We start from the raw sequence: 24,815 nt of genomic DNA, 5'->3' as shown, positions 1-24,815 counted from the left end.
TTAATTAATAATATCCTTCATGTGCTCGATGCGTGGTGGCAGCCAGCGGGGTAAGCCCATCCTAGGGGTGACGATGATTAAATCAAAGCGGCATTGTAAACCGGCATAGGCGGGATGTTTGGCCAGCCAGGCTTCTGCAGCGGAGTAGAGGCGGGCACACTTATCTTCATTCACAGCCAGCAACCCTGACTCCCGCGTTTTATGGGTTTTGACTTCGACAAACAGCAGCAGCGTTTCAGAGCAGGCGATAATATCAAGTTCGCCGCGGCCAAGGCGGAGGTTGCGGCCGAGAATGGTGTAACCTCTGCGGCTGAGATATGAACTGGCCAGATCCTCGCCACTGCGCCCCTGTGAAGTGCTCATTGCCCCGAAATCAGATCATAGACCCGTGATTTGTTGATGCCGAGCTCTTTGGCAACGGTTTTGGCTCTGGCAGAGGGGGGTAAAACCTGCATGGCGGCAGTTTCCAGCAGACTCTGGATATCGCTGTCGCTGATCTCACCGCGCACCTTCGGCAGGGCCGGTGCGACAACCAGTACAATCTCGCCACGTGGTGCTGAGGCTGAGAAGTGGGCGATAAGTTCTGCAACCGTGCCGGCAATAAACTCCTCATGCAGTTTGGTCAGTTCGCGGGCAACCACCAGTTCGCGCGCCTCCTCCAGTAGTGGTTGCAGATGTTTAAGGCTGCTTAGCAGGCGATGCGGTGATTCAAGAATAACATTGGTTTCAGAGGATTCGGCTACCCTCTGCAGGGCAGCTGAGCGTGATGAGCCACTGCGTGGCAGAAATCCTTCAAAGCGGAAGTGATCGGTCGGCAGGCCTGCCGCACAAAGGGCGGTAAGTACACTGCTGGCGCCGGGAATCGGTGTGATGCGAATGCCTTCACTGCGCAGCTTGCGAACAAGACGATAACCCGGATCACTGATCAGCGGCGTACCCGCATCGGAGATCAGGGCGATATTCTCTCCCTGCTGCAGCCGCTGCAGAAGTTTACCGGCGGCGTACTCCTCATTGTGCTCATGTACGGCCATCATCGGAGTAGTGATACCACAGTGTTGCAGCAGTTTTCGACTGGTGCGGGTGTCTTCGGCGGCAATCAGATCAACACTTTTCAGTGTCTCAACAGCGCGATAGGTGATATCACCGAGATTTCCGATCGGGGTGGCAACGATGAAAAGTTGGCCAGTAGCGGTTAGATGTTTAGTCTGCGATTCCATGTTCTGGATACGTTATCGTTCTCACTCCCATGCTGCAATGGCGGCCTCACCTTATTCATGGATGAAAGTTGCGCTACTTGCTGTTTGCGCACTGCTTCTGCTCAATGGTTGTCAACCCAAACAGCCCGGATCTCTGGTTAGTGATAAACCGGGCAGCAGAATGCTGCTTGCCGCACCGCAGAGTGCTGCGGAAGTTCAGGCGCTGATGCAGAAGGCCAGAGAGGGTGCGGATCTCGAAGCAGTTCTGAGTGAATTTGATCGTCTTATTGCCGATAGGCCGGCTCCTATTAGTGAAGAGGCCGAGTTCCGCAAAGCCGAGCTGATGCTTGAGAAGCGGCTACCGGGTGCTCTGGAGGCAGTGGCCGCGGTGATGCAGAAGTATCCCAACCATGCGCTGGTTCCCTACGCGGCATTCTGGAGTGGTAGATGGTGGCTTACTCAGGATGAGGCGGGGCGCGCGCTGGAGCGGATGCAGTGGGCGCTGCAGCATAAACGGCTGACCCGCGAACTTGCCGATTCGATTTTCGATCTTGCCCCTGCCGTGGCTCAGGATGCGCCGGAGCGGGAGGCGGTAAACTGGTTTCTGGTGGCGGCAGAGATTAACAGTGGCAGTCAGGAGAGCTGGTTGCGCCTTGCAGCACGACGCGCCTCTCTTGAGACCATTGAACAGATTCACCGTGATGGTTCGCTCTCTCGCCAGCTGATGGCGCAGTTTGATCTGCATGCCGGTCGTGCTCATCTGATGACCGGTGATCGGGAGGCGGTAAAACGGATCGCCGATCTGCTTGCTGCGGCCATGCCTAATCATAGTGCTACTGCCCAGTTGCATGCCTGGGCATCGGGTGAGATGAGAGCGGCAACCATTGGTGTGTTACTGCCGTTGACCGGTCAGTATGGCCGTTACGGGCAGGAGGCGCTGCGTGGCCTGCGTATCGCGCTGGCCGATGTCGGTAGCAGTGCTTACATCACGCTGCGCGTGGAGGATACCGCCTCTGACCGCAATATGGCGGTGGCAGCCTATAAACGTCTGGCCAATGAATCGGTGAATATGATTATCGGCCCGCTGCTCTCGGATACGACCGAGGCGTTGATTCCCTATCTTAAACCGGGACTGCCGGTGATGAGTCTGACCGGTCGCATCGATCTGGCACACCGTTCGTCATCGCTGTTTGTGCATACGCTTTCGCCTCTGGCTCAGGTCTATGTGATGGCTGATTATGCCCGCCAGCATGAGGCGGAGAAGATGGTGGTGATTACCGATAACTCCGCTGATCAGGCTGAGACCGAGATGTTTACCGCCTCCTTTGAAGCGCTCGGTGGTGAAGTGCTGCACACCCTGCAACTCGACAGAGGTGTGCTGGATCAGCGTAGCAGGCTCAGAGAGCTGCGCTCTGCAACAGATAACGAAGAGCTGCTGGCTGAACTTGATGAAGATATGGAACTGTTTATGCCGGAGATGGAGATGGAGATCCATCTGCCGGTCGGTTTTGATGCCATCTATCTGGCTCTTGATGGCAAGCAGGTTTCACTGCTGGCCGGACAGCTGGCCTATGCCGATATCTCGGGTGTGCCGATCTACGGCAGCAGTCGCTGGCAGGACGGCCATCTGCTGGATGATCGTGGCCGCTACCTTTCAAGAGCCCGCTTTGCGGCCTCAAGTACTTCTGCTGAGATGCTGGCAGGCACCGATGATCAGTCTCTGCGCCGCTTTCGCTTTGTGCATCGCGAGGTGTGGGGTAGTGATAAAACTTCGGAGTTGATGGCGCTGGCCTATGATACCATGCGTATCGCCACAGTGATGACCAGTCGGCTGGGCCTCTCCAAGTCAGAATTGAGTCGCGAACTGCATGGGCAGGAGGGTTTCCCTGCCATGACCGGTCATGTGCACTTTGATGATTCTGGTGTAGGTCAGAAACAGCTCGATGTCTTCAGAATCCACCAGGGCAAGATCGTTCCTGCCGGTTAAGTTACTTGTAGTGGCCGAAAGTGGGCATTCAGATCGGCATATAATCAGTTGTAGTTAAGCCAGTTTGTCGTCGGCGACGTGGTAGTGCGGGTCTTCCTTGATATTTACCTCCACCAGATCACCAGCCTGCTCAAACAGCTCTTTGCATTCAGATGAGAGGTGACGCAGGTGCAGGGTTTTGCCGACCTTGGTGTACTTCTCTGCCAGGCTATCAATACTCTCAATGGCGGAGTGATCGGCTACGCGAGAATAGGCAAAGTCGATAATTACATCGTCCGGGTCATTCTCGACATCAAACAGTTCATTAAAGCGGTGAATCGAGGCAAAAAAGAGCGGGCCGTGCAGGATGTAGATCTTGCTGCCCTCCTCATTGATGAGCGTTTCCGCATAAACATGACGCGCCTGCTTCCAGGCAAACACCAGTGCTGTGGCGATTACACCGACAATCACAGCCATAGCCAGGTCGGTAAAGACAGTCACAACCGCGACAAGGATGCCGACAAAAGAGTCTTCACGCGGGATTTTATTTAACAGGTTGAAACTACCCCACTCAAAGGTGCCGATCACCACCATGAACATCAGGCCGACAAGGGCTGCAACAGGTACCATGGCGATCAGATCTGATGCGAATACGATGAAACTGAGCAGAAACAGGGCTGCGGAAATACCCGAGAGATTGCGCAGGCCACCGGAAGAGACGTTGATCATGGTCTGTCCGATCATCGCACAACCACCCATGCCACCGAAGAAACCATTAACCATATTTGCCAGACCCTGGCCGATGGAGACGCGGTTGCCCTGACCACGGGTGCCGGTCATCTCATCCACCACGGTCATGGTCAGCAGGGATTCAATCAGGCCAACACCGGCGAGAATGAAAGCGTAGGGAAGGATGATATAGAGGGTTTCCAGATTCATCGGCAGATCGGGAATATGGAAGGTTGGGAAGCCACCGCTGATATCGGCGATATCACCGACCGATTTGGTATCCAGACCACCGAAAATGACCAGCAGACTGACGGTGATAATGGCTGCCAGACCACCGGGGAATGCGCGGGTGATTTTAGGCAGCAGGAACATGATCGCCATGGTCAGGGCGACCAGTCCGAGCATGGTGAACAGCGGTGGGCCGGAGAGCCAGTGCATGATGCCATCAGCCCCTTTAACCTGAAACTGCTGCATCTGGGCCAGGAAGATCACGATTGCCAGACCATTCACAAAGCCGAGCATCACAGGGTAGGGAACCATGCGGATATATTTACCGAATTTAAGTCCACCGAAGGCCACCTGAATCAGGCCCGTGATCACTATGGTGGCAAACAGGTATTCAACGCCATGCTGGGCAACCAGGGCTACCATCACGACAGCCATAGCACCGGTGGCACCGGAGATCATGCCGGGACGCCCACCAACGAGTGATGTCACCAGCCCCATCAGGAAAGCACCATAGAGACCAACCAGCGGGTTTACACCGGCAACAAATGCGAACGCTACAGCTTCCGGCACCAGTGCCAGAGCAACGGTGAGACCGGAGAGAACATCGTCTTTGGCTTTGGCGGCGTGATCATAATAGAGCTGAAACATGGGGTACTCCTGTTGGGGGCGGCACTCTAAAGGAGGGGCAGAGGAGTGCAAGGCGGCTTCCGTTCAGCAAAAACGATGCGGATAAAAAAATGGTTCATCGCGCAATTACGGGAATGATCCTCATAGGAACTGAGTTGCTTCAATCAAACCAAAGGCAATGTAAGTGAATATATATATTCACTTGTCCTTTCTTTGATGGCAAAGAAAGAACGAAAGAAAGCCCCCCCGGAACCAGCCAGCCCTTCGGGTTCCCGATCCTGCATATTAAAAATCGGCCACGGCTCCGCCGCTCTTCTCCGATTTTGAATATTTGTCTCGGCAGCCTGCTAACGGGGGATCAAACGACACTGTTCCAGCCGCAAGATTGAGTTGCCTTTTAATCCCGCTCCAAGATGCGCCGGAGTATTTATTGTTCAATGGAAAGAGGCGAAAATAGTTTCGCCCCATTGAACGATAAATACGCAGGGAGAAGCAGATTGCCGGGCAGCTTTCTTTGGTTCGTTTCTTTTCTGGAAAAGAAATGAACAGATAAATCTACCATTATAGCAGGAGAGGATACGCCTCCAGTTTTGATTTACTAAGACTGTTTTCCCGGACTTCCGCGAAGAACCAAAAAAATACGGGCCGCCAGAGGCGACCCGTATCGGGGTGATGCAGAGCTAGAACTGCTTTAGTTCATGACACGCAGTTCAACACGACGGTTTGCTGTGCGCCCCTCTTTGGTGGCATTGCTAACGATAGGCTGTGATTCACCATAACCTTTCGAGGTCAGTCTGCTGCTACTGATACCATGCGTTCCCAGATAGTTCATCACACTGGCAGCACGGCGCTCAGAGAGAGCCAGATTGTACTCATTACTACCGGAACTATCGGTATGGGCTGCCACCTCCACTTTGATTGTGGAGCGTTTCTGCAGTGTTTTGACCGCGTTATCGAGAATAGCAGTTGCAGCAGGAGTCAGTCTCGCACTGTCATGCGGAAACTGAATGCCGGAAAGTTTGATGATCTCAGGCATGCAAGCGCCTTTGGACGCTGCTTTGGCTTCTTTGGCTTTTGCAACGGCCCGTGCAACCAGCATGGCCTCTTCTTCAGCATGATCGCCTGCATCATAGTTGCCACTCTCTTCGAGTTCATGGCCTGCCCAGTAGAGGGATGCAACGGCCTGGGCCTGCAGTTTCGGAGCACAGCGCTCAGCACCGGCTGTCTTGGCATCGGCAATGGCTGCTCTGGCTTCTGCCAGTTCATCGACCCCAATATTGATGTCAGTGTAACCGGCACAAGCCGCGAGTGAGAGAGATGCTGTCAATGTTATGATACGTTTGATCATTCGGCACCTCCAGCCTGATCGGCATGGCTTTCGGCCATTCTGATGAATTCGAGTGCGGCAGTAACATCGTGCTGGCCCTTCTCTTCAACAGCAATATTGGCCAGTTCACGAGCCAGGTGTGCATGGTAGCTGTTGTTGCCTTCAAGTTGTGTTGAAATCTGATTTGCCCTCTCATCAATCGTTGAAAACATGCCAGCGCTGGCCGGCATGCTGAAAGCAAACAGTGTGAATAAAAGTAAAGTAATCCTCATAGATACGCCTCCTGTGTACGTTATCCAAGTATAGCAGAAAGATCAGTAGTCGAAAGGTGGCGCATAGTATGGGAATATAAAACTTTCTTTATGGCAAAAAAATACGGGCCACACAAGTGCGGCCCGTATCGAAATCACCTCTTATTAATGAGGCCGTTTAGTTCATTACACGAAGCTCAACACGCCTGTTCTGTGCTTCACCGGCACGTGTACTCTCATCTGCGATCAGCTGAGTTTCACCATAACCTTTAGAGGTCAGGCGATCAGCAGCGATACCGTGAGAAACCAGATAATCCATCACGCTTGCAGCACGGCTCCTGGAGAGTGAGAGGTTGTATGCAGCGGCACCACGACTACTGGTATGTGCAGCTACCTCTACTTTGATATCGGCACGACGTTTGAGTGTTGCCACCGCACCATCAAGGATAGCGATCGATTCAGGTGTCAGATCAGCGCTGTTGTTGGCAAAGTTAACGCCGGAGAGTTTGATGATCTCAACCACTTTTGGCGCTGCTTTGGGGGCACAGTTGACCTTGGCCTGAGTGCGGGCTGCATTGGCTTTTGAGATAGCCCGTTCAGTCAGTTCGGTCTCCTCAGTGGCATGGCCGCCTTCCTGAATTTCATGCGCTGCCCAGTAGAGGGATGCAACGGCTTGTGCCTGCAGCTTCGGTGCACAGCGTTCAGCACCTGCAGCTTTTGAGGCCGCTACTGCTGCTCTGGCTTCTGACAGTTCATCAATATCGATATTGCTGTGTCCACCTGCACATGCGGCAAGTGAGAGGGCAGCAGTTGCTACTATCATACGTTTAATCATTTTGAACCTCCGGCCTGTGCTGCGTGATCTTCAGCCATTCTGATAAATTCGAGTGCGGCAGTCACATCGTGCTGTCCTTTCTCTTCGACAGCCACATTGGCCAGCTCACGCGCCAGATGTGCGTGGTAGCTGTTGTTCCCTTCCAGTTGTGCTGAGATTTGATTTGCCCTGTCATCAATGGTTGAAAACATGCCAGCATTGGCTGGCAGGCTAAAAGCAAATAACGTAAATAAAAGTAAAGTGATCCTCATTCGTACGCCTCCGTTCTATAGTTATGCAAAACTCTGCAGCGATAAGCATTGATAGGTGTGCATATCAAAAGCCCAGGCTACATTGTGCTGTATAGTGCGAACTTTAGATGCAAATAGCAAAAGCGGCGTGTGAACTATTTCACACATCGATGGTCAGGGCCGTTGCGTTAGTGTGAACAGCTCCTAATCGAGGCTGATACTCTTTTGCAGAAGTTCCAGTTCACGCAGAATCGCTTTTCTTCTCAACAGCAGCGTCAGATGGCCACCGCCGTTAGAACGCCAAAGATGGGCAGCACGCAGGCCTGCCATCAACAGTGTTCTGACGCGCCGTGTATTCTCACTTTGACTGAGATGTTCACTTTTGCCACGCACAATAATGCGTGGTTTCATGGTGCTGATGGTCTCTCCGTAGAGATCAGCAATGGCGGCGCAGACACTGGGATGCACGGCACTACCGAAATAGTGTTTTTGTTTATCGATGCGGGCCATGCCTTCGCCCAACTTGCTACGCATCTCATGATCTTTGTTCAGGCGCTGCTCAATAGTGAGAAGACCGGCACTGTAGCTCATCAGGGCTTTGGTTTGCGGCATGGACTTGCCCTGCAGGATTTCACGGCTGATGCGGATGCCGGTAGAGAGCTGCTTTATTCCTCCGTAGACTTCGGCTGGTGAGTCACTGCCTGCCGGATCGTTGAAAATACTTTCAATCAATGCTCTGCTATCCTCGGCATCAGCCAGGCCTTTGCGGGCAATCGAGTCGACCAGATAGACTGCCTGCGTGAGCGCGGCAAGGGCAATCGCCCGCCGCTGTAGTGGCGTAACCTGAGTGCTATTGGATGGTGAAGATGCGGTCATGGCCGACATGCTGGTGTTAGAGAGGGAGATGCTCAAGCGATGAATGAACTTAGAGACGGTGCTTGCCACGCCCTGTTGATCAATGATGTGGATAAGAAGCTTGCCGCGGTGCGCGAGCTGAATCGACTGTGGCTGCAGGGGGGGCTCGCGTTGGACCCTGCGTGGACTCCTGAGCCGATCAGAAAACCGGGCAGACCCGAGTTTCCCGAACTGGTCAAAGCCAGTCGGGTAAAACGACGTGGTTTTGGTACAGCCGAGGGGCGGGCAACCCTGATGCATGCCGTTGCCCATATTGAATTTAACGCCATCAATCTGGCACTTGATGCTGTGCAGCGCTTTTCAGACATGCCAAAAGAGTATTACAGCGATTGGCTGCGCGTGGCCCATGAAGAGGCCTACCACTTCGAGTTGATTCGCGGTCATATGCGTCACCTGGGGGCAGAGTACGGTGATTATGTTGCCCATGGTGGTTTGTGGGAGATGTGCGAGAAGACCGAATATGATGTGCTGGTGCGTATGGCGCTGGTGCCGCGTGTGCTGGAGGCCAGAGGCCTTGATGTGACACCGGGCATTCAGGAAAAACTCACGCAGGCCGGTGATGATAATGCGGTGAGTCTTCTGGATATTATTCTGCGTGATGAGATTGGCCACGTGGCTATTGGTAACCGCTGGTACAGCTATCTCTGTCAGCAGCGGGGTCTTGAGCCTGTGCCTTTCTTTCTTGAACTACTGGAGAAGCACTATCCCAAGGGATTGTTCGGTCCGTTTAATCTTGATGCCAGAGCGCAGGCAGGTTTTAGTGAAAGTGAGCTGAAAATGCTGACGGCATCACTGTAATCTTCCAGTCGCTACCTTAATTTCTCATTGACCAGTCGGGCCAGATCAAAAACCTCATAGGGTTTGGTCAGTACACTCTCCACATTTGCCATGCCATGCTGCTCCAGTACCTTCGATCTGTCATAGCCGGTAGTGAAAATACAGGGGATAGCCGGCTCAACTTTGCGAATCTCCAGCAGCGCTTCAACACCGCCAAGTTGCGGCATGACCACATCCATAATAATCAGCTTGATCTCATGACGATGAGCAATAAATGCATCGATAGCTTCCCGTCCATTGCTGGCGGTGATGATGTTGTATTTCATATCTTCAAGAATCTCACGGACGGTATTGACGAGGAGTGTGTCATCATCAACAAGCAGGATGGTTTCACCTTCTCCATCCATGATTTCAGTTACATAAAGTGAGGAGGTGGCGGTCTCTTCGATATTGCTGCTGAGCAGTGGCAGATAGATGTTAAAGCAGGTTCCTTTACCTTTGCGGGAATCAACCTCAATACAACCGCCATGCGCCTGCACGGCGCCATAGACCATCGAGAGGCCAAGGCCGGTGCCCTGACCAACGGCTTTGGTGGTGAAAAATGGTTCAAAAATATGTTCAAGGTTTTCAGCCTCGATGCCTGCGCCGTTATCAGCAACCGAGATCAGCGCAAATTCCATGATCTCTGTTTCAGGATGCCGTTCCTGGAATTTATTATCTGCGATATATCGCTTCAGAGAGAGCGATATCACAGGGGAGTCGATGTCATCAAGTGCATCGCGGGCGTTATTGACCAGATTGAAGAGCATCTGCTGTAGCTGATTGGCATCAGCATGGATATACATCGCCTCCTCTTTGATGGTCAACTCGAGTTTGATGTTTTCAGGGATGGACACCTCATGCAGCTTGGCTGTCTCTTTGATGAATGGGGGCAGATTGATCTGCTGCATATTGATCACGCTACGGCGTGAAAATGCCATCAACTGCTGGATCATCTCGGATGCTCTGGAGGCGAGGGTTTCAATGGTCTCAACCCTGGAAACTACAGTGGGTTGGTCCGATACCTTTCGTTTGATCAGATAGAGGTTACCGATAATACCTGCCAGCGTGTTGTTGAAATCGTGAGCGATGCCTCCCACCAGCGTTCCGATCGCCTCCATCTTCTGGGCCTGCTGAAAGCGCTCCTCCAACTCCTCATACTCCTGCAGGTTCTGTTGCAGTCCGATAAAGTGGGTGATGTTGTTGTTCTCATCAAAGATCGGTGAGATGTTGAGTATGGCCGGAAAAACAGAGCCATCCTTGCGCCGGTCAACAATCCTGCCCTGCCAGTTTTCGCCAGCTTTGATGGTTCTCCACATCTCTTGATAGAATCGACGATTCTGTTCACCACTATTGAGGATTCTGGGGTTTTGGCCAATGATCTCATCGGACTGGTAGCCGGTGATGTCGCAGAAAGCGGGATTCACATATTCGATGCTGCCTTGGTGGTCGGTGATAATGATCGATTCACCGGCCTGCTCAATGGCCCGGGATAGTTTTCGTATCTTGTCATCGGCTTTTTTCTGTTCAGTAAGATCACGGATAAAAGCAGTGAACAGCGGTTGCGCTTCACCTTCAATGACGGTGATGGAGAGCTCGATGGGAAACTCATGGCCATCGCTGTGCCGGGCAATAGCTTCCATTCTTCTGCCGAGCAGCAGTGATTCCCGATCCTCAAGATAGCGGGCCATGCCTTTGCGATGCATTTCACGAAAGCGTTCGGGCATGATGGTTTCAGAGAGGCATTTGCCGATAACTTCACTACTACTGATGCCAAATATTGTTTCAGCAGAGCGGTTAAGCGAAACAATAAGATCATCATGGTCAATGGTGATGATGCCATCCAGTGCTGTGCGTACCGCCTCTTTCATCCTGAGATCAGCTTGATGTGCAGTCGCTTCGGCTATTTTTCGGCTACTGATGGCGCGGGCAAGCAGACCGGAGATGATGCTGGCAAGCAGTAGAGAGATGATAGTCCAGATGGAGATGATGTTTTTTGTGTTGGCCAGCATGGCATTGAGATCAGCGCGTGAATCGAAAGAGATGACCTTCCACTCACCGACCTGATGCAGGCTGGTGATTTGGTAGTCAGGTAAAACTCTGTGCAGTGGGTTTATGGTGGTAAAGCAGTAGATGCCCTTATCAAGTTCGATATGGCCGTTCTCTCTTGTGTTGATCTGCTGCCAGGCTTCGGCATGAGCGTGCTTAAAGCTTACCTGCTTTTTGTCGGCAAACATGAAACCCCACTCAAGCCCGTGTGGATTGCTGTGCAGCCAGTAGCCGTCGCTGTTGACCAGATGTGATAGCTCAGGATCCTCTGTGTGAATGCCAATGAAATGATCAAGCATCACCTGCCCGTAATAGTTACTGACCAGGAAGCCCAGTCGATTTCCACGGCTATCCATCACCGGTGTGGTAAAGCGGATCATCGGTTTATAAGGCTGCTCGACCTCACCATTCTCGATATTCAGATCTAGGGGTGAAATATAGATCTCACCAGCTTTAAGTTTCAGGGCTTCAGTGAAGTAGTAGCGGTCAGCTTTGGATTGCAGTTTATCAACAGGCACGATACTCGCATCTGTTCCGTCAAAATTGATACGGATACGTTCCATGCCGTTGTTATCGATAAATCGAATCTGATCATAGATCTTTTTCGCCTTGACGAAATTTTTCAACTCGATGGAGGCCTGTTGAAGGTGTTCGGTGTCACCCTCTTCAAAGGCCTCCTGCAGCTCGCTCTCTGCAGCCAGGAAGAGGATGTCGGAAGCGATCAGTGTGAAATCCTGAGTAATGGCTGCCGTCTGTAGCTTGATCATGCTCTGATTCTGTTGAACCTTCAGTTTGATTTGGCCATTGGAATCAACCACATAGATGGCGTAGGCAGCAGAGACAATCAGTAGCGCAAGTGGTAAAAATGCCGCAAGAAAATAGCGTAAAATACCAGTCTTGAACTGGCTGTTACTATGGTTGTTCAGAGTTCTTTGCGTGTGATCCTGCATGGTAGGATAAAGTAAGCAGGTTTTATGCCAGTAAGCGTGAACTGATCAGGTGCTTTGCCATACTGTTGTTTTTTCTAAAGAGAGCGTAAAAACTGGGCAATTCAAATGTCTTGTTGCTGCTTGTTTGTGCAATTGGATTTGGATGACTGATCACTTGCCGATTTCGCTCAATCGGAACAGGATTTCCAGAAGGTCTGTTGTATCCTGAGTCCTTAATATCTGAACTGTTTTTCTGGAGTTTTCATGTCTTTAATCCGTCCATTTTCAGGTTTGCGGCCTGCTGCCAATTCTGCCGAGGCTGTGGTGGCACCACCCTATGATGTGCTCAACAGCAGTGAGGCGAGAGAGCAGGCGGCGGGCAAACCATGGAGTTTCCTGCATGTATCCAAAGCGGAGATTGATCTGCCTGAGGATACCGACCCTTTCGATGCATCTGTCTACGCAAAATCGGCAGAAAACTTTAATCGTATGCTTGCGGAGCATGTGCTCATTCAGGATGAGGCTCCGTGCTACTACGTCTACCGCCTGAAGATGGGTGAACATCTGCAGACCGGTATCGCCGCTGCGGCATCTGTGGATGCTTACGATGCAGGACGCATCAAAAAGCATGAGTTCACCCGTCCTGTTAAAGAGGATGACCGGGTACGCCAGATTGATGCACTCAGTGCCCAGACCGGGCCGGTATTTCTTGTTTACCGCGCCAATGCGGTGGTGGATGGCATCCTTGCCGATGTTGCAAGTGGGAGACCCGATATGGATGTCACCGCCGATAGCGGTGTTCAGCATACGCTCTGGGTGATCCGAGATGCCGGCCAGATAGCGGCTATTACTCAATCATTTGAAGCGATGGATGCACTCTATGTTGCCGATGGCCACCACCGCTCTGCTGCTGCATCACGCGTAGCCGCATCCCGCAAAGCAGCCAATCCCATTCATACCGGGGATGAAGCGTACAACTACTTTCTCTCTGTGATCTTTCCCCATGATCAGATGTATATCCTCGACTACAACCGTGTGATTCGTGATCTGAATGGTCTGGATGCCAATACACTGGTTGCCAGGATCGGGGAGTCTTTCGATATTGAGATGACCGATGAAGCTGTACATCCGGAGAGTGCGAACAGCTTTGGTATGTATCTCGATGGCTCGTGGTATGCACTGACTATCCGGGATGAGTTGATCCCTCAGGATGATCCGGTGGCCCGCCTTGATGTATCGCTGCTGGCGGCCAATCTGATCGAGCCGCTATTGGGTATCTCCGATCCACGCCGTGATCCGCGTATCGATTTCGTCGGTGGCATTCGCGGTCTCTCCGAACTTGAAAAGCGCGTCGATTCAGGTGAGATGGCTGTTGCCTTCTCGATGTTCCCGACCTCAATGGATGATCTGATGGCCGTTGCGGATTCCGGTGAGGTGATGCCGCCCAAATCGACATGGTTTGAACCCAAGCTTGCTGATGGCGTGGTCTCCCATCTGCTTGATTAAGCGTTAAAGCAGATCAAGCGTCCGATCCAGACCACCATAGGAGAGGGCGTAGGGGGCCAGTTCACGCACACGCGGTTTGGCGTGAAAGGCGATACCCATGCCCGCCACCTCAATCATCTGCAGATCGTTGGCACCATCACCGATGGCAATGGTCTGCGCCATTGGGATATTCCACTCTTTCGCTTTGCTCAGCAGAGCAGTGCGTTTGCTTCTGGCATCAACAATCTCACCGATAAAACCACCGGTCAGTTTGCCATCAACGATCTCCAGTTGATTGCCCATGGAGAAATCCAGCCCCAATGTTTTTTCAAAGTAGTCGGTAAAGAAGGTGAAGCCGCCCGAGACTAGTCCGGTTTTCCAGCCGTGGGCCTGCAGCCCTTTGATCAGCGCTTCGGCACCATCAGTGAGCCTGATACGTTCATCCAGCACGCGTTGCAGCACAGAGGCATCCAACCCTTTGAGCAGTTTGACGCGCTCGGTGAAGGAGGCCACGAAATCGAGTTTACCCTCCATGGAGAGCTGGGTAATGGCGGCGACCTGCTCCTTGATACCCATAAAGTCGGCAATTTCATCGATACATTCGTTCTGGATCAGGGTGGAGTCCATATCCATCAGCAGCAGGCCGGGTTCAGCAAGATTCGGAGACGGTTTCAGTGCGGTGACAGCGATATCCACCTTCAGGCGCTCTGAGAGCGGGCGCAGGCGGGTGGTCATGGTTGTGGCATCAGCGGAGCCTGCCAGCAGCATGCGGCAGTGGCCGGGTTGTGTGCTCACCTGCAGTACACCGATGCGCTCCAGCATCAGCGATTCGCAAATCTCCTTGAAGGCATTGAAATCGTCACAACCGAAGATATGGGCGTTCATATGCGCCGCCTCCAGCTCGGACTGCCAGATATCCAGCCGTTTCCCCTCCTGCAGATTGATCTGCATCTGAACCGCTTCAAGTGTTGCACAGCCATAATGTTCGCGCAGGCGATAGGCGTCATGCGTGCTGCAGAGCAGGAGTCGGCCACCACCGGGCGTTACAAACAGCGGCGAGTTGACCGGGATCGGCAACGCATACTCTGGTGGTAGCAGGAAATTACTCAGCATGACAGGGCTCCTGAGGTGGAAAAGGCAATGGGAATTATGATGCTGAACTATTCAGCAGGGAATCGAGAAAGGCAATGCAACCTTTAAGGCGCTGGCGAATATCCGGCTCGTGCTGGAGCAGTGTGAGATTGCCATCGGGTGTAAGACGGAAACGGTTGGGCTCCGCCTGCACGCGCATCAATAGATCAACCGGTTCAATCGGTGAGGCGGCGGTGAAGTTGAGGCGGATGCCCTGATTCGAGGCACGGATTGATGCCAGTGCCAGCGCCTGTGCGCGCCAGCGGATACGGGCGGTCTCCAGACAATATTTCACCTCATCAGGCATGCGGCCGAAGCGGTCGGTCATCTCTTCAAAGAGCATGCTGATCTGATTGTCATCAACCGCGCGGTAGATGCGACGGTAGAGGTTCAGACGTTCACCCGGCTGCGGCACATAATCCGGTGGCAGAATGGCATTCACACCAAGATGCATATCGGTTGGTTGCACAGCTTTTTTGGCCATCCCGCGCGCTTCAGCGACCGCTTCACTGAGCATCTCCATATACATATCCAGGCCGATCTCCTCGATCTTGCCGCTCTGTTCAGCACCGAGAAGATTACCAGCACCGCGAATCTCCATATCCTGACGGGCCAGCAGGAATCCGGCACCAAGTTCGGTATGCTCGGCAATCGCCTGCAGGCGTTCGCGGGCATCGGCGGTCATGGCGCGGGCATCGGGGGTGAAGAGGTAGGCGTAGGCCTGACGATGGCTGCGCCCGACCCGGCCACGAATCTGATGCAGTTGTGAGAGTCCGAGCAGATCGGCACGTTCAATAATCAGTGTGTTGGCATTGGGCACATCCAGCCCTGATTCGACAATCGTGGTGCAGACCAGAATGTGCAGGCGCCCTTCGTAGAAGGCCATCATCTGGCGATCGAGTTCAGCCGGACTCATCTGCCCGTGGGCAATGCCGATCTCCGCCTCGGGAATATCTTCACGCAGGCGTGCGGTGATGCGTTCGATGCTCTTAACATGGTTGTGCAGATAGTAGACCTGCCCGCCACGGTAGAGTTCACGCCGGATCGCCTCATTGGCGATATGGGTATCAAAACTGGAGACCATGGTGCGGATCGCCTCGCGCTCAGCCGGTGGTGTGCTGATGATCGAAACCGAGCGCAAGCCGGAAAGGGTCTGATGCAGGGTGCGCGGAATCGGCGTGGCGGTAAGAGTGAGCAGATCAACGGCTGTGTTGAGTGCCTTGAGCTTCTGTTTGTGTTTCACACCGAAGCGCTGCTCCTCATCAACAATGACCATGCCGAGATCCGCGAACTCAAACTGTTCGGAGAGCAGACGATGGGTGCCGACCAGCAGGCGAACCTCTCCGCTGCTGACCCCTTGTCTGATACGATCCACCTCTTTTTTACCCTGCAGACGGGAGATCATCTCTACCTTCAGGCCGGTGCCGGAGAAGCGTTCGCTGAAGCTGGAGAAGTGCTGGTTGGCCAGTACAGTGGTCGGGGCGAGAATAGCCACCTGCCGCCCCGATTGGGCAACCACAAAAGCAGCACGCATGGCCACCTCTGTTTTGCCGAAACCGACATCACCACAGACAACACGATCCATTGGCCGGTCCAGTGCCAGATCGGCCAGCACCGCATCAATTGCTTCGGCCTGATCATCGGTCTCCTCAAAGGGGAAGCGGGTCACAAACTCCTCAAAGGCATCAAACAGTTCACCCTTCAGCTTAATTGCCGGGCGGCGTGCACCGGTTCGTTCGGCTTCAATTTCGATCAACTCATGGGCCATAGCCAGTAGATCGCGCTCTACCCGTTCACGGGTACGCTTCCACTTTTCAGAGCCGAGTGTATTGAGTTTGGGTGACTCTTCACCGGTATAACGGTGCAGGCGGGAGAGCTCCTCCACCGGTACAAAGACGTGAGAACCGGAGGCGTATTCAATTTTGATGAAATCTGCCAGTTCATCGGCATCTCCCATCGTCTCAAGGCCCTGATAGCGGCCGACACCGTGATCCTCATGCACGACCGGATCACCGACTCTCAATTCGGCAAGAGAGTTGAAGATGTCGGCTCGCAGTACCGTAGTGCTGTGGCCGCGTTTGCGTGGCAGACGCTGACCAAGCAGTTCACGGCCGGTGAGCAGCAGCAGCTTTTTATCCGGCAGGGCAAAGCCGCTGTCGAGATAGCCGATACAGCTGCTTATTTGCTGCTGTTTGCCAACCTGCTGTGGATGCATTTCAGTAATGGGGAGCCCGAGTCCGGCACACGCTTCAAGCATGCGCTCCTGCTGGCCCAGACCGTGGGCAATCAGGCTGATCGACCAGCCTGCCTTGATGCGCTCGCTCAGTGACTCCAGCAGCGCATGCAGTGGTTGCCTGCGGTTGCTGAAATCGGTGATGGATGGTGCTGCTTCAACAGCTCTGCCATGCAGGGCGCTGTAGCTGGTGGCTGTATCAACTGCGTAGAGCTCCTGCGGAGAGATGCTCGGTTCGGCGCTGGCTTTGACCATCTCAAACTGGGCGCGTACCTGTCCGGCAAAGGCAAGCCGCTGCTGTTCAAGACCTTCGGCGGCGTAGATCGCTGTTGCTTTTGGCAGGTAATCAAGCAGGCGGGCGCTACTCTGGTAGGCCAGTGGCAGCAGTGCTTCAATGCCCGGATGAGGCCGGCCGGCCATGGCTGCGGAGAGCATCGGGTGTTTGCGCAGTTGCGGGAATCGTGCCCTGAATGCCGATGCGAAAATCTCCTGTCCGGGCTTGTCGAGGATCACTTCGCGTACAGGTACCGAGGTGAAGCGATTAAGCTCCTCGCCACTGCGCTGGGTTTCAGGGTCGAAGCGGCGGATCGATTCAATCTCATCGCCAAACAGATCGATGCGCAGCGGGGTGGTTTCGGTGGCTGGCCAGACATCGAACAGGCCGCCTCGGGCAGCAAACTCACCGGCAGCCAGTACACGTTCTGAGGCGATCATGCCCGCTTCAGTCAGGCGTGATTTGAGGCTGCTGATATCAAAGGGAGCTCCAACCTCCAGTTGCCAGACATGCGAAGCTACCGTTTCCGGTGGCGCGATGCGCTGCAGCCAGGCGGGCAGGGCGGTGAGGATAAGACCATGCGGATCAGGGGTGTTGAGTAGCCGACCAAGGGTTGCAAAGCGCTGGCCGACGATAGCATGGTGCGGAGAAACACGGTCATAGGGCAGTACCTCCCAGGCCGGGAATCGCCACAGCAGATCGGGCTCATCCTGCAGAAAAAAAGCAACCTCTTCAGCCAGTTGCCGGTAGCTGCGCAAATCAGGGCAGATCCAGAGCGAGAGTTTGCCACTGCGGGCAAGGGTGGCCAGCTGCCACGCCAGCCCTGTCATTGACGATAATCTGGCCGGGGTATTGTCTTGACTGGTCGCATTCATCGGGCGCGCATCCTGCCGGAAAGTGGGCTGCTCTTCTACGGGCTTAGGCCTGTTAGCGGGGAGATATTTTTTCTCTGGCCTGCTTGATGATCCTGGTCATCTCTTCGGTTGATTCGAGGATGTTATCTATGCCTTTTGTGACATGATCCGGCAGCTCTCCCATGAGCAGAAGATCACCTGCCATCATGATGCCGGTGAGGGCATTGTTGAGATCGTGAGAGAGCTTGGAGCAGAACTGGTCGCGAGCGCTCTCAGCCTTTGTCAGTTTAAGTTTTCCATCAGCAATGGCAGAGAGCAGTCCCCGTTTCTCCTGTTGAATGGATATCTGCTCCAGCACATTGACAATGCGAGCCTTGAACAGGGTGGCATTGAATGGTTTGAGAAGAAAATCATCGGCCCCTGCTTTGATAAAAGAGGCAATAGCATTGAGATCATCGGTGCCGGAGATCATCACAATGGCAGTTTTATTGAGTGCCTGATCCTCCCTGACTGTCTCGATGATCTCCATGCTGTTGGAGCCGGGTATCATAATATCAAGCAGGATAAGGTCGGGTCTCTGCTGGTCGATCATGGCTAGCGCATCACTGCTGCTGGCAGCAGTGATGGCCTCAAAGCCGAGCGCCCGGATCAGTTTTTCAAGGATATTGCGGATGATCTCCTCATCATCAACGATAAGAATCAGGGGTGTTCTGCTCATCTATTTCATCCTGTAGTGCATATGACCTAAACGTAGGCAATAAATTCAGCTTTGTATAGATGCTTCTGATTGCACTGTTGAACAAGTGACCATTTCAAGGCTATCGGCAGTGGTGTAGCCTTGCGTTGTTCACAAGTGCCTGGTCACAGGCTCTAAGGAGGAGTGCAGTGCATAACCATGAGAACGGCCCGGAACTGCTAAGCAGCAAGGAAGCACTGCATCTCGCCAAGTGGGATGAGTCGCGGCTTGAAGAGCTGTTATCGTCGATGCACGGCTCTGAACTGGGTGAGCTTCTGCTTGCCTGTCGTAAGGATAGTGAACGCCATACTCTGATCGAGTTCATTCCCGATGAGATGCTGGGTGAAGTGCTGCTCGAACTGCCGGAAGGTATGCAGGAGGATCTGCTTGCCGATTATAAGGCCGGTGAAGTTGAGGAGTTTGTAGCCCATCTCGATTCGGATGATGCCGCGGATATTCTGCAGGCTGTGGATAAAGAGGTGGCCGACGAGGTCATTGAGCATCTTGACCCGGCTGAACGACGCGAGATCGAACAGCTCATGACTCATGATGATGAGACCGCCGGTGGTCTGATGCAGGCCGAGCTGTTTAAGGTGCGTGATAACTGGTCGGTAGAGAAGGTGCTACAGGTGTTGCGCCGCTTTGGCAGGGAGATCGAAAACCTCAACTACGTCTATGTTGTTGATGATGATGATCGTCTGGTGGGGGTCATGTCGCTGCATGAGATGCTGTTTGCTGAACCTGATGTGATCGTTTCGGGGGTTGCCAAAACTGATTTTCCACGCGCTTTAGCCGGGCAGGATCAGGAGGATGTGGCGCATATTTTTGAGAAATATGATGTATTGGCGCTGCCGGTTGTTGATGAACAGGGGGTGCTTGTCGGTCGCATTACTGCTGATGACGTGATCGATGTGATTCAGGAAGAGGCTACCGAGGATATGTATCGACTGGCAGCCCTCTCGGATCAGGATGACCTCTCTGAGCCTGTTGGCATCACTGCTCGCAGGCGTGGAGTCTGGCTGGCGGTGAATCTTCTTACGGCTATTGCCGCCTCTGTTGTGATTGCCCAGTTTGAAGCGACCATTGCGCAGGTGGTCGCATTGGCTGTGTTGATGCCGATTGTTGCCAGTATGGGTGGCATTGCCGGTACCCAGACACTGACGGTGATTGTGCGCGGTATCGCGCTGGGGCGAATCACCTTTGCCAATGCCCGCCGAACACTGATCAAAGAGGTCTCCGTTGGTATGGTTTCCGGTATCACCTTTGCCGTGGTGATCGGCACCATTGCCTCATTCTGGTTCCCTGATCTTGGTCTTCGCCTGGGCTGGATAATTGCAGTAGCGATGATGATCAACCTGTTTGCTGCTGCCCTTGCCGGCTCCCTGATACCGCTGACCTTGCAGCGGTTGAACATCGATCCGGCACTGGCATCAGGCACGATTCTGACAACGGTGACCGATGTGGTCGGTTTCTTCTCCTTTCTCGGTCTGGCAACACTTTTCCTTATCTGAGGATTGCACCGCCAAGGGTGCAAAGGTTAGGAAATCTCTGAAAAACCAGGTCCATGTAGTTTTTCAGTACGCAAAGGCAAATAAATTATTTAGCAGCTGGCGACAGGTCAGCCACGGTCTCCGCCATTACATTTGCAGTTGATTGCCTCTTCAAATACTTTGCGCTCTTTGGGCCCTTGCGGAAAATGATTTTCTGTCATTGCGATTCGGGGGGGCTGCGCTAGGTTTCATCATCGATTTTTTCTGCGGAGTTTTTCATGTCTGATTCTGTTCACCACCATTTGATCATCCTGGGTTCCGGCCCTGCCGGTTATACGGCGGCAATTTATGCTGCGCGTGCCAACCTGAATCCGGTTGTTATTCAGGGACAGCAGGCCGGTGGTCAGCTGACCACGACGACCGATGTGGATAACTATCCGGGTTATAAGGATGGCGTGCAGGGCCCTGAGATGATGGAAGATTTCAAAGCTCAGGCTGAGCGTTTCGGCACGGAGATCATCTGGGATCATATCAATTCGGCCGATCTCTCCAAACGTCCGTTCACACTCAATGGTGATGACGGCACCTACACCTGTGATGCGCTGATTATCGCTACCGGTGCTTCGGCCCAGTATCTGGGGCTGCCCAGTGAAGAGACCTTTGCCGGTCGTGGTGTATCGGCCTGCGCTACCTGTGACGGTTTCTTCTACCGCGGTAAGGATGTGGCTGTGGTTGGTGGCGGTGATACGGCCGTGGAGGAGGCGCTCTATCTGGCCAACCTCTGCAATAAAGTCACACTGATCCATCGTCGTGATGCGCTGCGTGCTGAGAAGATTATGCAGGATAAACTGCTGGCTACTGAGAATATCGAAGTGGCATGGAACAGCGTTACCGATGAGATTCTCGGTGATGACTCCGGTGTGACCGGTATTCGTCTGAAGTCCACAATTGATGGTTCAACCCGTGAACTGGATGTGCACGGCGTGTTCATCGCCATTGGTCACAAACCGAATACAGGCTTCCTGGGTGGCCAGCTGGAGATGGATGCCACCGGTTATCTGAAAACTCGCGGCAAGAGCACTGCCACCTCGGTTGAAGGTGTCTTTGCAGCCGGTGATGTGGCCGACCCTGTCTATCGTCAGGCGGTTACTTCCGCCGGTGAAGGGTGCAAGGCGGCTCTGGATGTGGAGCGCTGGTTCGCTTCTCAAGAGTAAGAGTAATATATACACGGATAGTAAAAGGGCTGCCATTGGCGGCCCTTTTTTTGTGCCTGAAAAACAGGATGTAAGCAATTAACTGTGCATAATGATTATTGGCATCATCATTGCTCATAAGTGATGATGTGAGTTGAGCGCATTCTCAGGAGGTTTGCATGGGCTGTTATGAGTTCCTCTGATGGATAAATCTATCCACACTAGATTCAGACGTGATCTGATCATTGTTGCCTCTGTCGCAGTTGTGGTGTGGGTCGCAGCAGTGAATCTGGATCTGTTTGAATTACTGCATGACCTTTTGCATAGCCATGAGCATTGGCAGCTTGTTGAGATCATGCTGGTTCTTCTTTCAATTTCACTGCTGGGTATCTGGTTCTCTTACAGGCGTTGGCAGGAGACCATCTTTCAATTTGAGCGTGCGCAGAGCTCCAAAGAAAAGTTGAAGCTGGAAAGGCGATTGCTTGATGCGGTAACTAAGGCACAGGGCATGTATATCGCCAATGAAGAGCCACAGAAGCTGTTTGAGTCGTTGCTTAATGAGGTGCTGGCTGTAACTGAAAGCGAGTACGGGTTTGTCGGACGTATTCTTCATGGCGAAGAGAACAGCCCCTACTTGAAGGTGTTTGCACTGACAAATATTGCCTGGAATGAAGAGACGCAGGCGCTGTATGCGAAGAATAAACAGTCGGGCATGGAGTTTCATAACCTGAATTCGCTGTTTGGTGAGACAATCAGGACAGGAGAACTGGTTATCGCCAATGATCCTGCCAGTGATCCGAGAGGTTGCGGCACTCCCAAGGGGCATCCGTCACTCAATGCATATATGGGTATTCCTATCTCCATGGGTAGTCAGTTTATCGGTATGATAGGTATTGCTAACAGGCCAGGAGGGTTTGATGAGTCATTAACCGAAGTGCTCAATCCGTTCATCAAAGCATGCGCTCAAATTATCTCAGCAATTAATCTTAATCAGCAGCGCGAACAAACTGAGGAGATGTTGCTGAAAGCAGAAACACTCCATGAGGAGGCGCAATCTGTAGCCCATATTGGTCATTGGGAGCTTGATCTTATCAATGATAAACTTTTTTGGTCCGATGAGAACTATCGTATTTTCGGTGTTGAGCCAGGAAGTGTGAACACCTATGAGACCTTTTTAGAGAGGGTACATCCTGATGATCTGGATGATGTAAATTCAGCATTCACCGCCTCGCTTGATAATCGGACGGCATACAATATCGAGCACCGCCTGTTGATGGCTGATGGCGCCGTGAAATGGGTTCATGAGCAGTGCCGAACCGAATACAGTGAAGGTAAAGCGATTCGCTCAATTGGTACTGTTCAGGATATTACCCGGCGCAAATTGGCTGAGCTGGAGGTGATCGCCAGCAGAGATCGTTTTTCCAGTATCGTAGAGATGGCAGAACATGCGATCATTTCTATTAACCAGCATCAGGAAGTTATTTTATTTAACAGAGCGGCTGAGATTATGTTTGATTACTCAGAAGCTGATCTATTGGGAAATCATCTTGATCAATTGATTCCAGAGCGATTCCGAGAAGGGCATGGCCGTGGTGTTGAGGCATTTAAGAGAGATGACTCAGAAAGCACGGTGCACCACCGGAGTAGTGGTCTGTATGGACTGCGAAAGAGTGGTGAAGAGTTCCCTGTTGAGATTTCGATTTCTAAGGTTGTTGTTGGAAACGATGTTATTATGACAGTCATGATTCGCGATATGTCTGAACAGGTAGCAGCGCAGGCTGAGCAGCGAAAAATGTTGATGGCGATCAGAGAGGCAGGTGAGGCGGTGATGATCACCGATCGCAATGCAGTGATTGAGTATGTGAATCCGGCATTTTGTGAGATGACCGGTTATCAATCTGAAGAGGTGCTCGGCAAGGACCCATCCGTGCTGAAAAGCCATGCTCAGGACCCGGCCTTTTACAAAGAGCTCTGGCAGACGATTACATCCGGCAATGTCTGGCATGGAACGCTGGTTGACCGACGCAAGGATGGCAGTTTCTATCCGGCGCTGATGAGTGTGGCTCCGATTCATAATGAAGATGGAGAGATCACCCATTTTGTATCCCTGCAGCAGGATATGACTGAGCATGAGAAGCTTGAAGCGCAGTTCCTGCAGGCCCAGAAGATGGAGGCGATCGGCACGCTGGTGGGTGGTATTGCCCACGATTTCAATAACATGCTGGCTGCTCTGCAGGGCAACGTCTATCTGGCAAAGCGTAAGGTTGATGATCCGGACGTTGTGGCTGATAAGCTGGAGAAAGTAGATAAGTTGAGTGCACGGGCGGCGGATATGGTGCATCAACTGCTCACCTTTGCCCGCAAGGATATGGTTGAGCTGCGTGCGCTTCCAATCAATACATTTATCAAAGAGGGATTGAAGCTTGCCAGTAGTGCAATTCCTGAAAATATCAGGGTAAGCAAGGCTGTGACAGAGCAGAAGATGCTGGTCAAAGGGGATGCTACCCAGCTGCAGCAGGTGGTGATGAACCTGCTGAATAATGCCCATGATGCGGTGGCTGGCAGTGAGAATCCCAGTATCTCAGTCAGTCTTGAATGCTATGAGGCAACTGAAGCCTTCCATCAGCTACACCCTGAGGTGGCAGGCGACCGATTCGCCCATCTTGTTGTGGCGGATAACGGCAGCGGTATCCCCTCTGAGCTGATCGGTAAAGTGGTTGAGCCGTTCTTTACCACCAAAGGGGTGGGGAAGGGGACCGGCCTTGGACTGGCGATGGTTTATGGGGCGGTGCAGACGCATGGTGGCCTGCTTGAGATTGAGAGTGAAGAGGGGCAGGGCACAACCATCCATATCTATCTGCCGCTGCTGCAGGAGCAGCGCAGTGAAGAGAGAGAGAGCAATGAGAAGGCGGTTGCCGGTTCGGGGCAAACTGTGCTGCTGGTGGATGATGACGCAGGTATTCTTGGTACGGTGGCTGAGGTGCTAAGAACGCTTGGATATCTGGTGGTTGAGGCGAGTAATGGCGCTATTGCTCTGGATTGCTATCGTGAGCATCAGGATAAGATTGCCATCGTGCTCACCGATATGGTGATGCCGGTGATGGGTGGCGTTGAACTGGTGCAACAGATTCGCCAGTCCGGTAGTGATGTGCCGGTGATCATGATGACCGGTTATGACTTCTCATCGTGTGGCGAAGAGGTGGAGAGGTTTGAGCACTTTACTCTGCTGAATAAACCGGTGGCGATTCATGAGCTTAGTCGGCTGATGCATCAAATGCTGAAATCTTCATAACGGGTCACCGCTTTTCTCTGCTCGTTGTA

Annotated in this window: 18 protein-coding genes; 6 read left to right on the top strand and 12 right to left on the bottom strand. The window is 52.8% G+C overall.

Annotated features, from left to right (window positions below; translation table 11 throughout):
• On the bottom strand, positions 1-363 hold the full coding sequence (locus tag F3F93_RS06205; RefSeq protein ID WP_176958301.1) for a YraN family protein: 363 nt from the start codon (positions 361-363) through the stop codon (positions 1-3).
• On the bottom strand, positions 360-1,217 hold the full coding sequence (gene rsmI, locus F3F93_RS06200) for a 16S rRNA (cytidine(1402)-2'-O)-methyltransferase (RefSeq protein ID WP_176958300.1): 858 nt from the start codon (positions 1,215-1,217) through the stop codon (positions 360-362). Before rsmI ends, F3F93_RS06205 begins: the two co-directional genes overlap by 4 nt.
• A gap of 61 nt (positions 1,218-1,278) precedes the next feature.
• Here rsmI and F3F93_RS06195 point away from each other — a divergent pair, with 61 nt between their 5' ends.
• Entirely contained in the window at positions 1,279-3,183 is a 1,905-nt protein-coding gene (locus F3F93_RS06195; protein ID WP_241697017.1) for a penicillin-binding protein activator, read from the top strand.
• Positions 3,184-3,237: 54 nt separating this feature from the next.
• On the opposite strand, the gene F3F93_RS06190 is transcribed toward F3F93_RS06195, so the two are convergent.
• The 6 genes from F3F93_RS06190 to hflD form a co-directional block, all read right to left on the bottom strand.
• A complete protein-coding gene (locus F3F93_RS06190) occupies positions 3,238-4,767 on the bottom strand; it encodes a SulP family inorganic anion transporter (RefSeq protein ID WP_176958298.1) in 1,530 nt (509 codons plus the stop codon).
• 670 nt (positions 4,768-5,437) lie between these two features.
• Positions 5,438-6,094 carry an OmpA family protein gene (locus F3F93_RS06185; protein WP_176958297.1) on the bottom strand — a complete coding sequence of 219 codons (657 nt, stop codon included), beginning with the start codon at positions 6,092-6,094 and terminating at the stop codon, positions 5,438-5,440.
• Positions 6,091-6,345, bottom strand: a complete 255-nt coding sequence (locus F3F93_RS06180; RefSeq protein ID WP_176958296.1) for a hypothetical protein — start codon at positions 6,343-6,345, stop codon at positions 6,091-6,093. Before F3F93_RS06180 ends, F3F93_RS06185 begins: the two co-directional genes overlap by 4 nt.
• A 157-nt stretch (positions 6,346-6,502) precedes the next feature.
• A complete protein-coding gene (locus F3F93_RS06175; protein ID WP_176958295.1) occupies positions 6,503-7,159 on the bottom strand; it encodes an OmpA family protein in 657 nt (218 codons plus the stop codon).
• Entirely contained in the window at positions 7,156-7,350 is a 195-nt protein-coding gene (locus F3F93_RS06170) for a hypothetical protein (RefSeq protein WP_241697016.1), read from the bottom strand. The genes F3F93_RS06175 and F3F93_RS06170 overlap by 4 nt, the downstream gene beginning before the upstream one ends.
• Positions 7,351-7,593: 243 nt before the next feature.
• A complete protein-coding gene (gene hflD / locus F3F93_RS06165) occupies positions 7,594-8,265 on the bottom strand; it encodes a high frequency lysogenization protein HflD (protein WP_176958293.1) in 672 nt (223 codons plus the stop codon).
• A gap of 39 nt (positions 8,266-8,304) precedes the next feature.
• On the opposite strand from hflD, the gene F3F93_RS06160 reads away from it, so the two are divergent.
• Positions 8,305-9,102, top strand: coding sequence for a ferritin-like domain-containing protein (locus F3F93_RS06160; protein WP_176958292.1), 798 nt, complete (start codon positions 8,305-8,307; stop codon positions 9,100-9,102).
• An 11-nt stretch (positions 9,103-9,113) separates the two neighbouring features.
• Here F3F93_RS06160 and F3F93_RS06155 read toward each other — a convergent pair whose 3' ends face one another.
• The gene (locus F3F93_RS06155) at positions 9,114-12,119 is read right to left on the bottom strand and encodes a PAS domain S-box protein (protein ID WP_176958291.1); all 3,006 of its coding nucleotides are present in this window, start codon (positions 12,117-12,119) and stop codon (positions 9,114-9,116) included.
• A gap of 243 nt (positions 12,120-12,362) precedes the next feature.
• Here F3F93_RS06155 and F3F93_RS06150 point away from each other — a divergent pair, with 243 nt between their 5' ends.
• Positions 12,363-13,604, top strand: coding sequence for a DUF1015 family protein (locus tag F3F93_RS06150; RefSeq protein ID WP_176958290.1), 1,242 nt, complete (start codon positions 12,363-12,365; stop codon positions 13,602-13,604).
• Positions 13,605-13,607: 3 nt separating this feature from the next.
• Here F3F93_RS06150 and serB read toward each other — a convergent pair whose 3' ends face one another.
• The 3 genes from serB to F3F93_RS06135 are packed head-to-tail and all read right to left on the bottom strand — an operon-like array spanning position 13,608 to position 18,793.
• Positions 13,608-14,696: a phosphoserine phosphatase SerB gene (serB, locus tag F3F93_RS06145; RefSeq protein ID WP_241697015.1), complete on the bottom strand. Its 1,089-nt coding sequence runs from the start codon at positions 14,694-14,696 to the stop codon at positions 13,608-13,610.
• 34 nt (positions 14,697-14,730) lie between these two features.
• Positions 14,731-18,096 (bottom strand): transcription-repair coupling factor, encoded by a 3,366-nt coding sequence (gene mfd / locus F3F93_RS06140; protein ID WP_176958289.1) that lies wholly within the window; start codon positions 18,094-18,096, stop codon positions 14,731-14,733.
• Between the two features lie 52 nt (positions 18,097-18,148).
• Complete coding sequence (locus tag F3F93_RS06135; RefSeq protein ID WP_176958288.1) at positions 18,149-18,793, bottom strand: response regulator; 645 nt, start codon at positions 18,791-18,793, stop codon at positions 18,149-18,151.
• Positions 18,794-18,960: 167 nt separating this feature from the next.
• On the opposite strand from F3F93_RS06135, the gene mgtE reads away from it, so the two are divergent.
• The 3 genes from mgtE (at position 18,961) to F3F93_RS06120 (ending at position 24,786) form a co-directional block, all read left to right on the top strand.
• The gene (gene mgtE, locus F3F93_RS06130) at positions 18,961-20,322 is read left to right on the top strand and encodes a magnesium transporter (protein WP_176958287.1); all 1,362 of its coding nucleotides are present in this window, start codon (positions 18,961-18,963) and stop codon (positions 20,320-20,322) included.
• Between the two features lie 257 nt (positions 20,323-20,579).
• Positions 20,580-21,515, top strand: coding sequence for a thioredoxin-disulfide reductase (gene trxB / locus F3F93_RS06125; protein WP_176958286.1), 936 nt, complete (start codon positions 20,580-20,582; stop codon positions 21,513-21,515).
• 181 nt (positions 21,516-21,696) lie between these two features.
• The gene (locus F3F93_RS06120) at positions 21,697-24,786 is read left to right on the top strand and encodes a PAS domain S-box protein (protein ID WP_176958285.1); all 3,090 of its coding nucleotides are present in this window, start codon (positions 21,697-21,699) and stop codon (positions 24,784-24,786) included.
• The last annotated feature ends 29 nt before the right edge of the window (positions 24,787-24,815 follow it).

It is taken from the genome of Mariprofundus sp. KV, from assembly GCF_013387475.1.
Lineage (GTDB): Bacteria > Pseudomonadota > Zetaproteobacteria > Mariprofundales > Mariprofundaceae > Mariprofundus.
The sequence above is the reverse complement of the archived record's forward strand: the minus strand, read 5'-3'. Positions and strand labels throughout refer to the sequence as shown.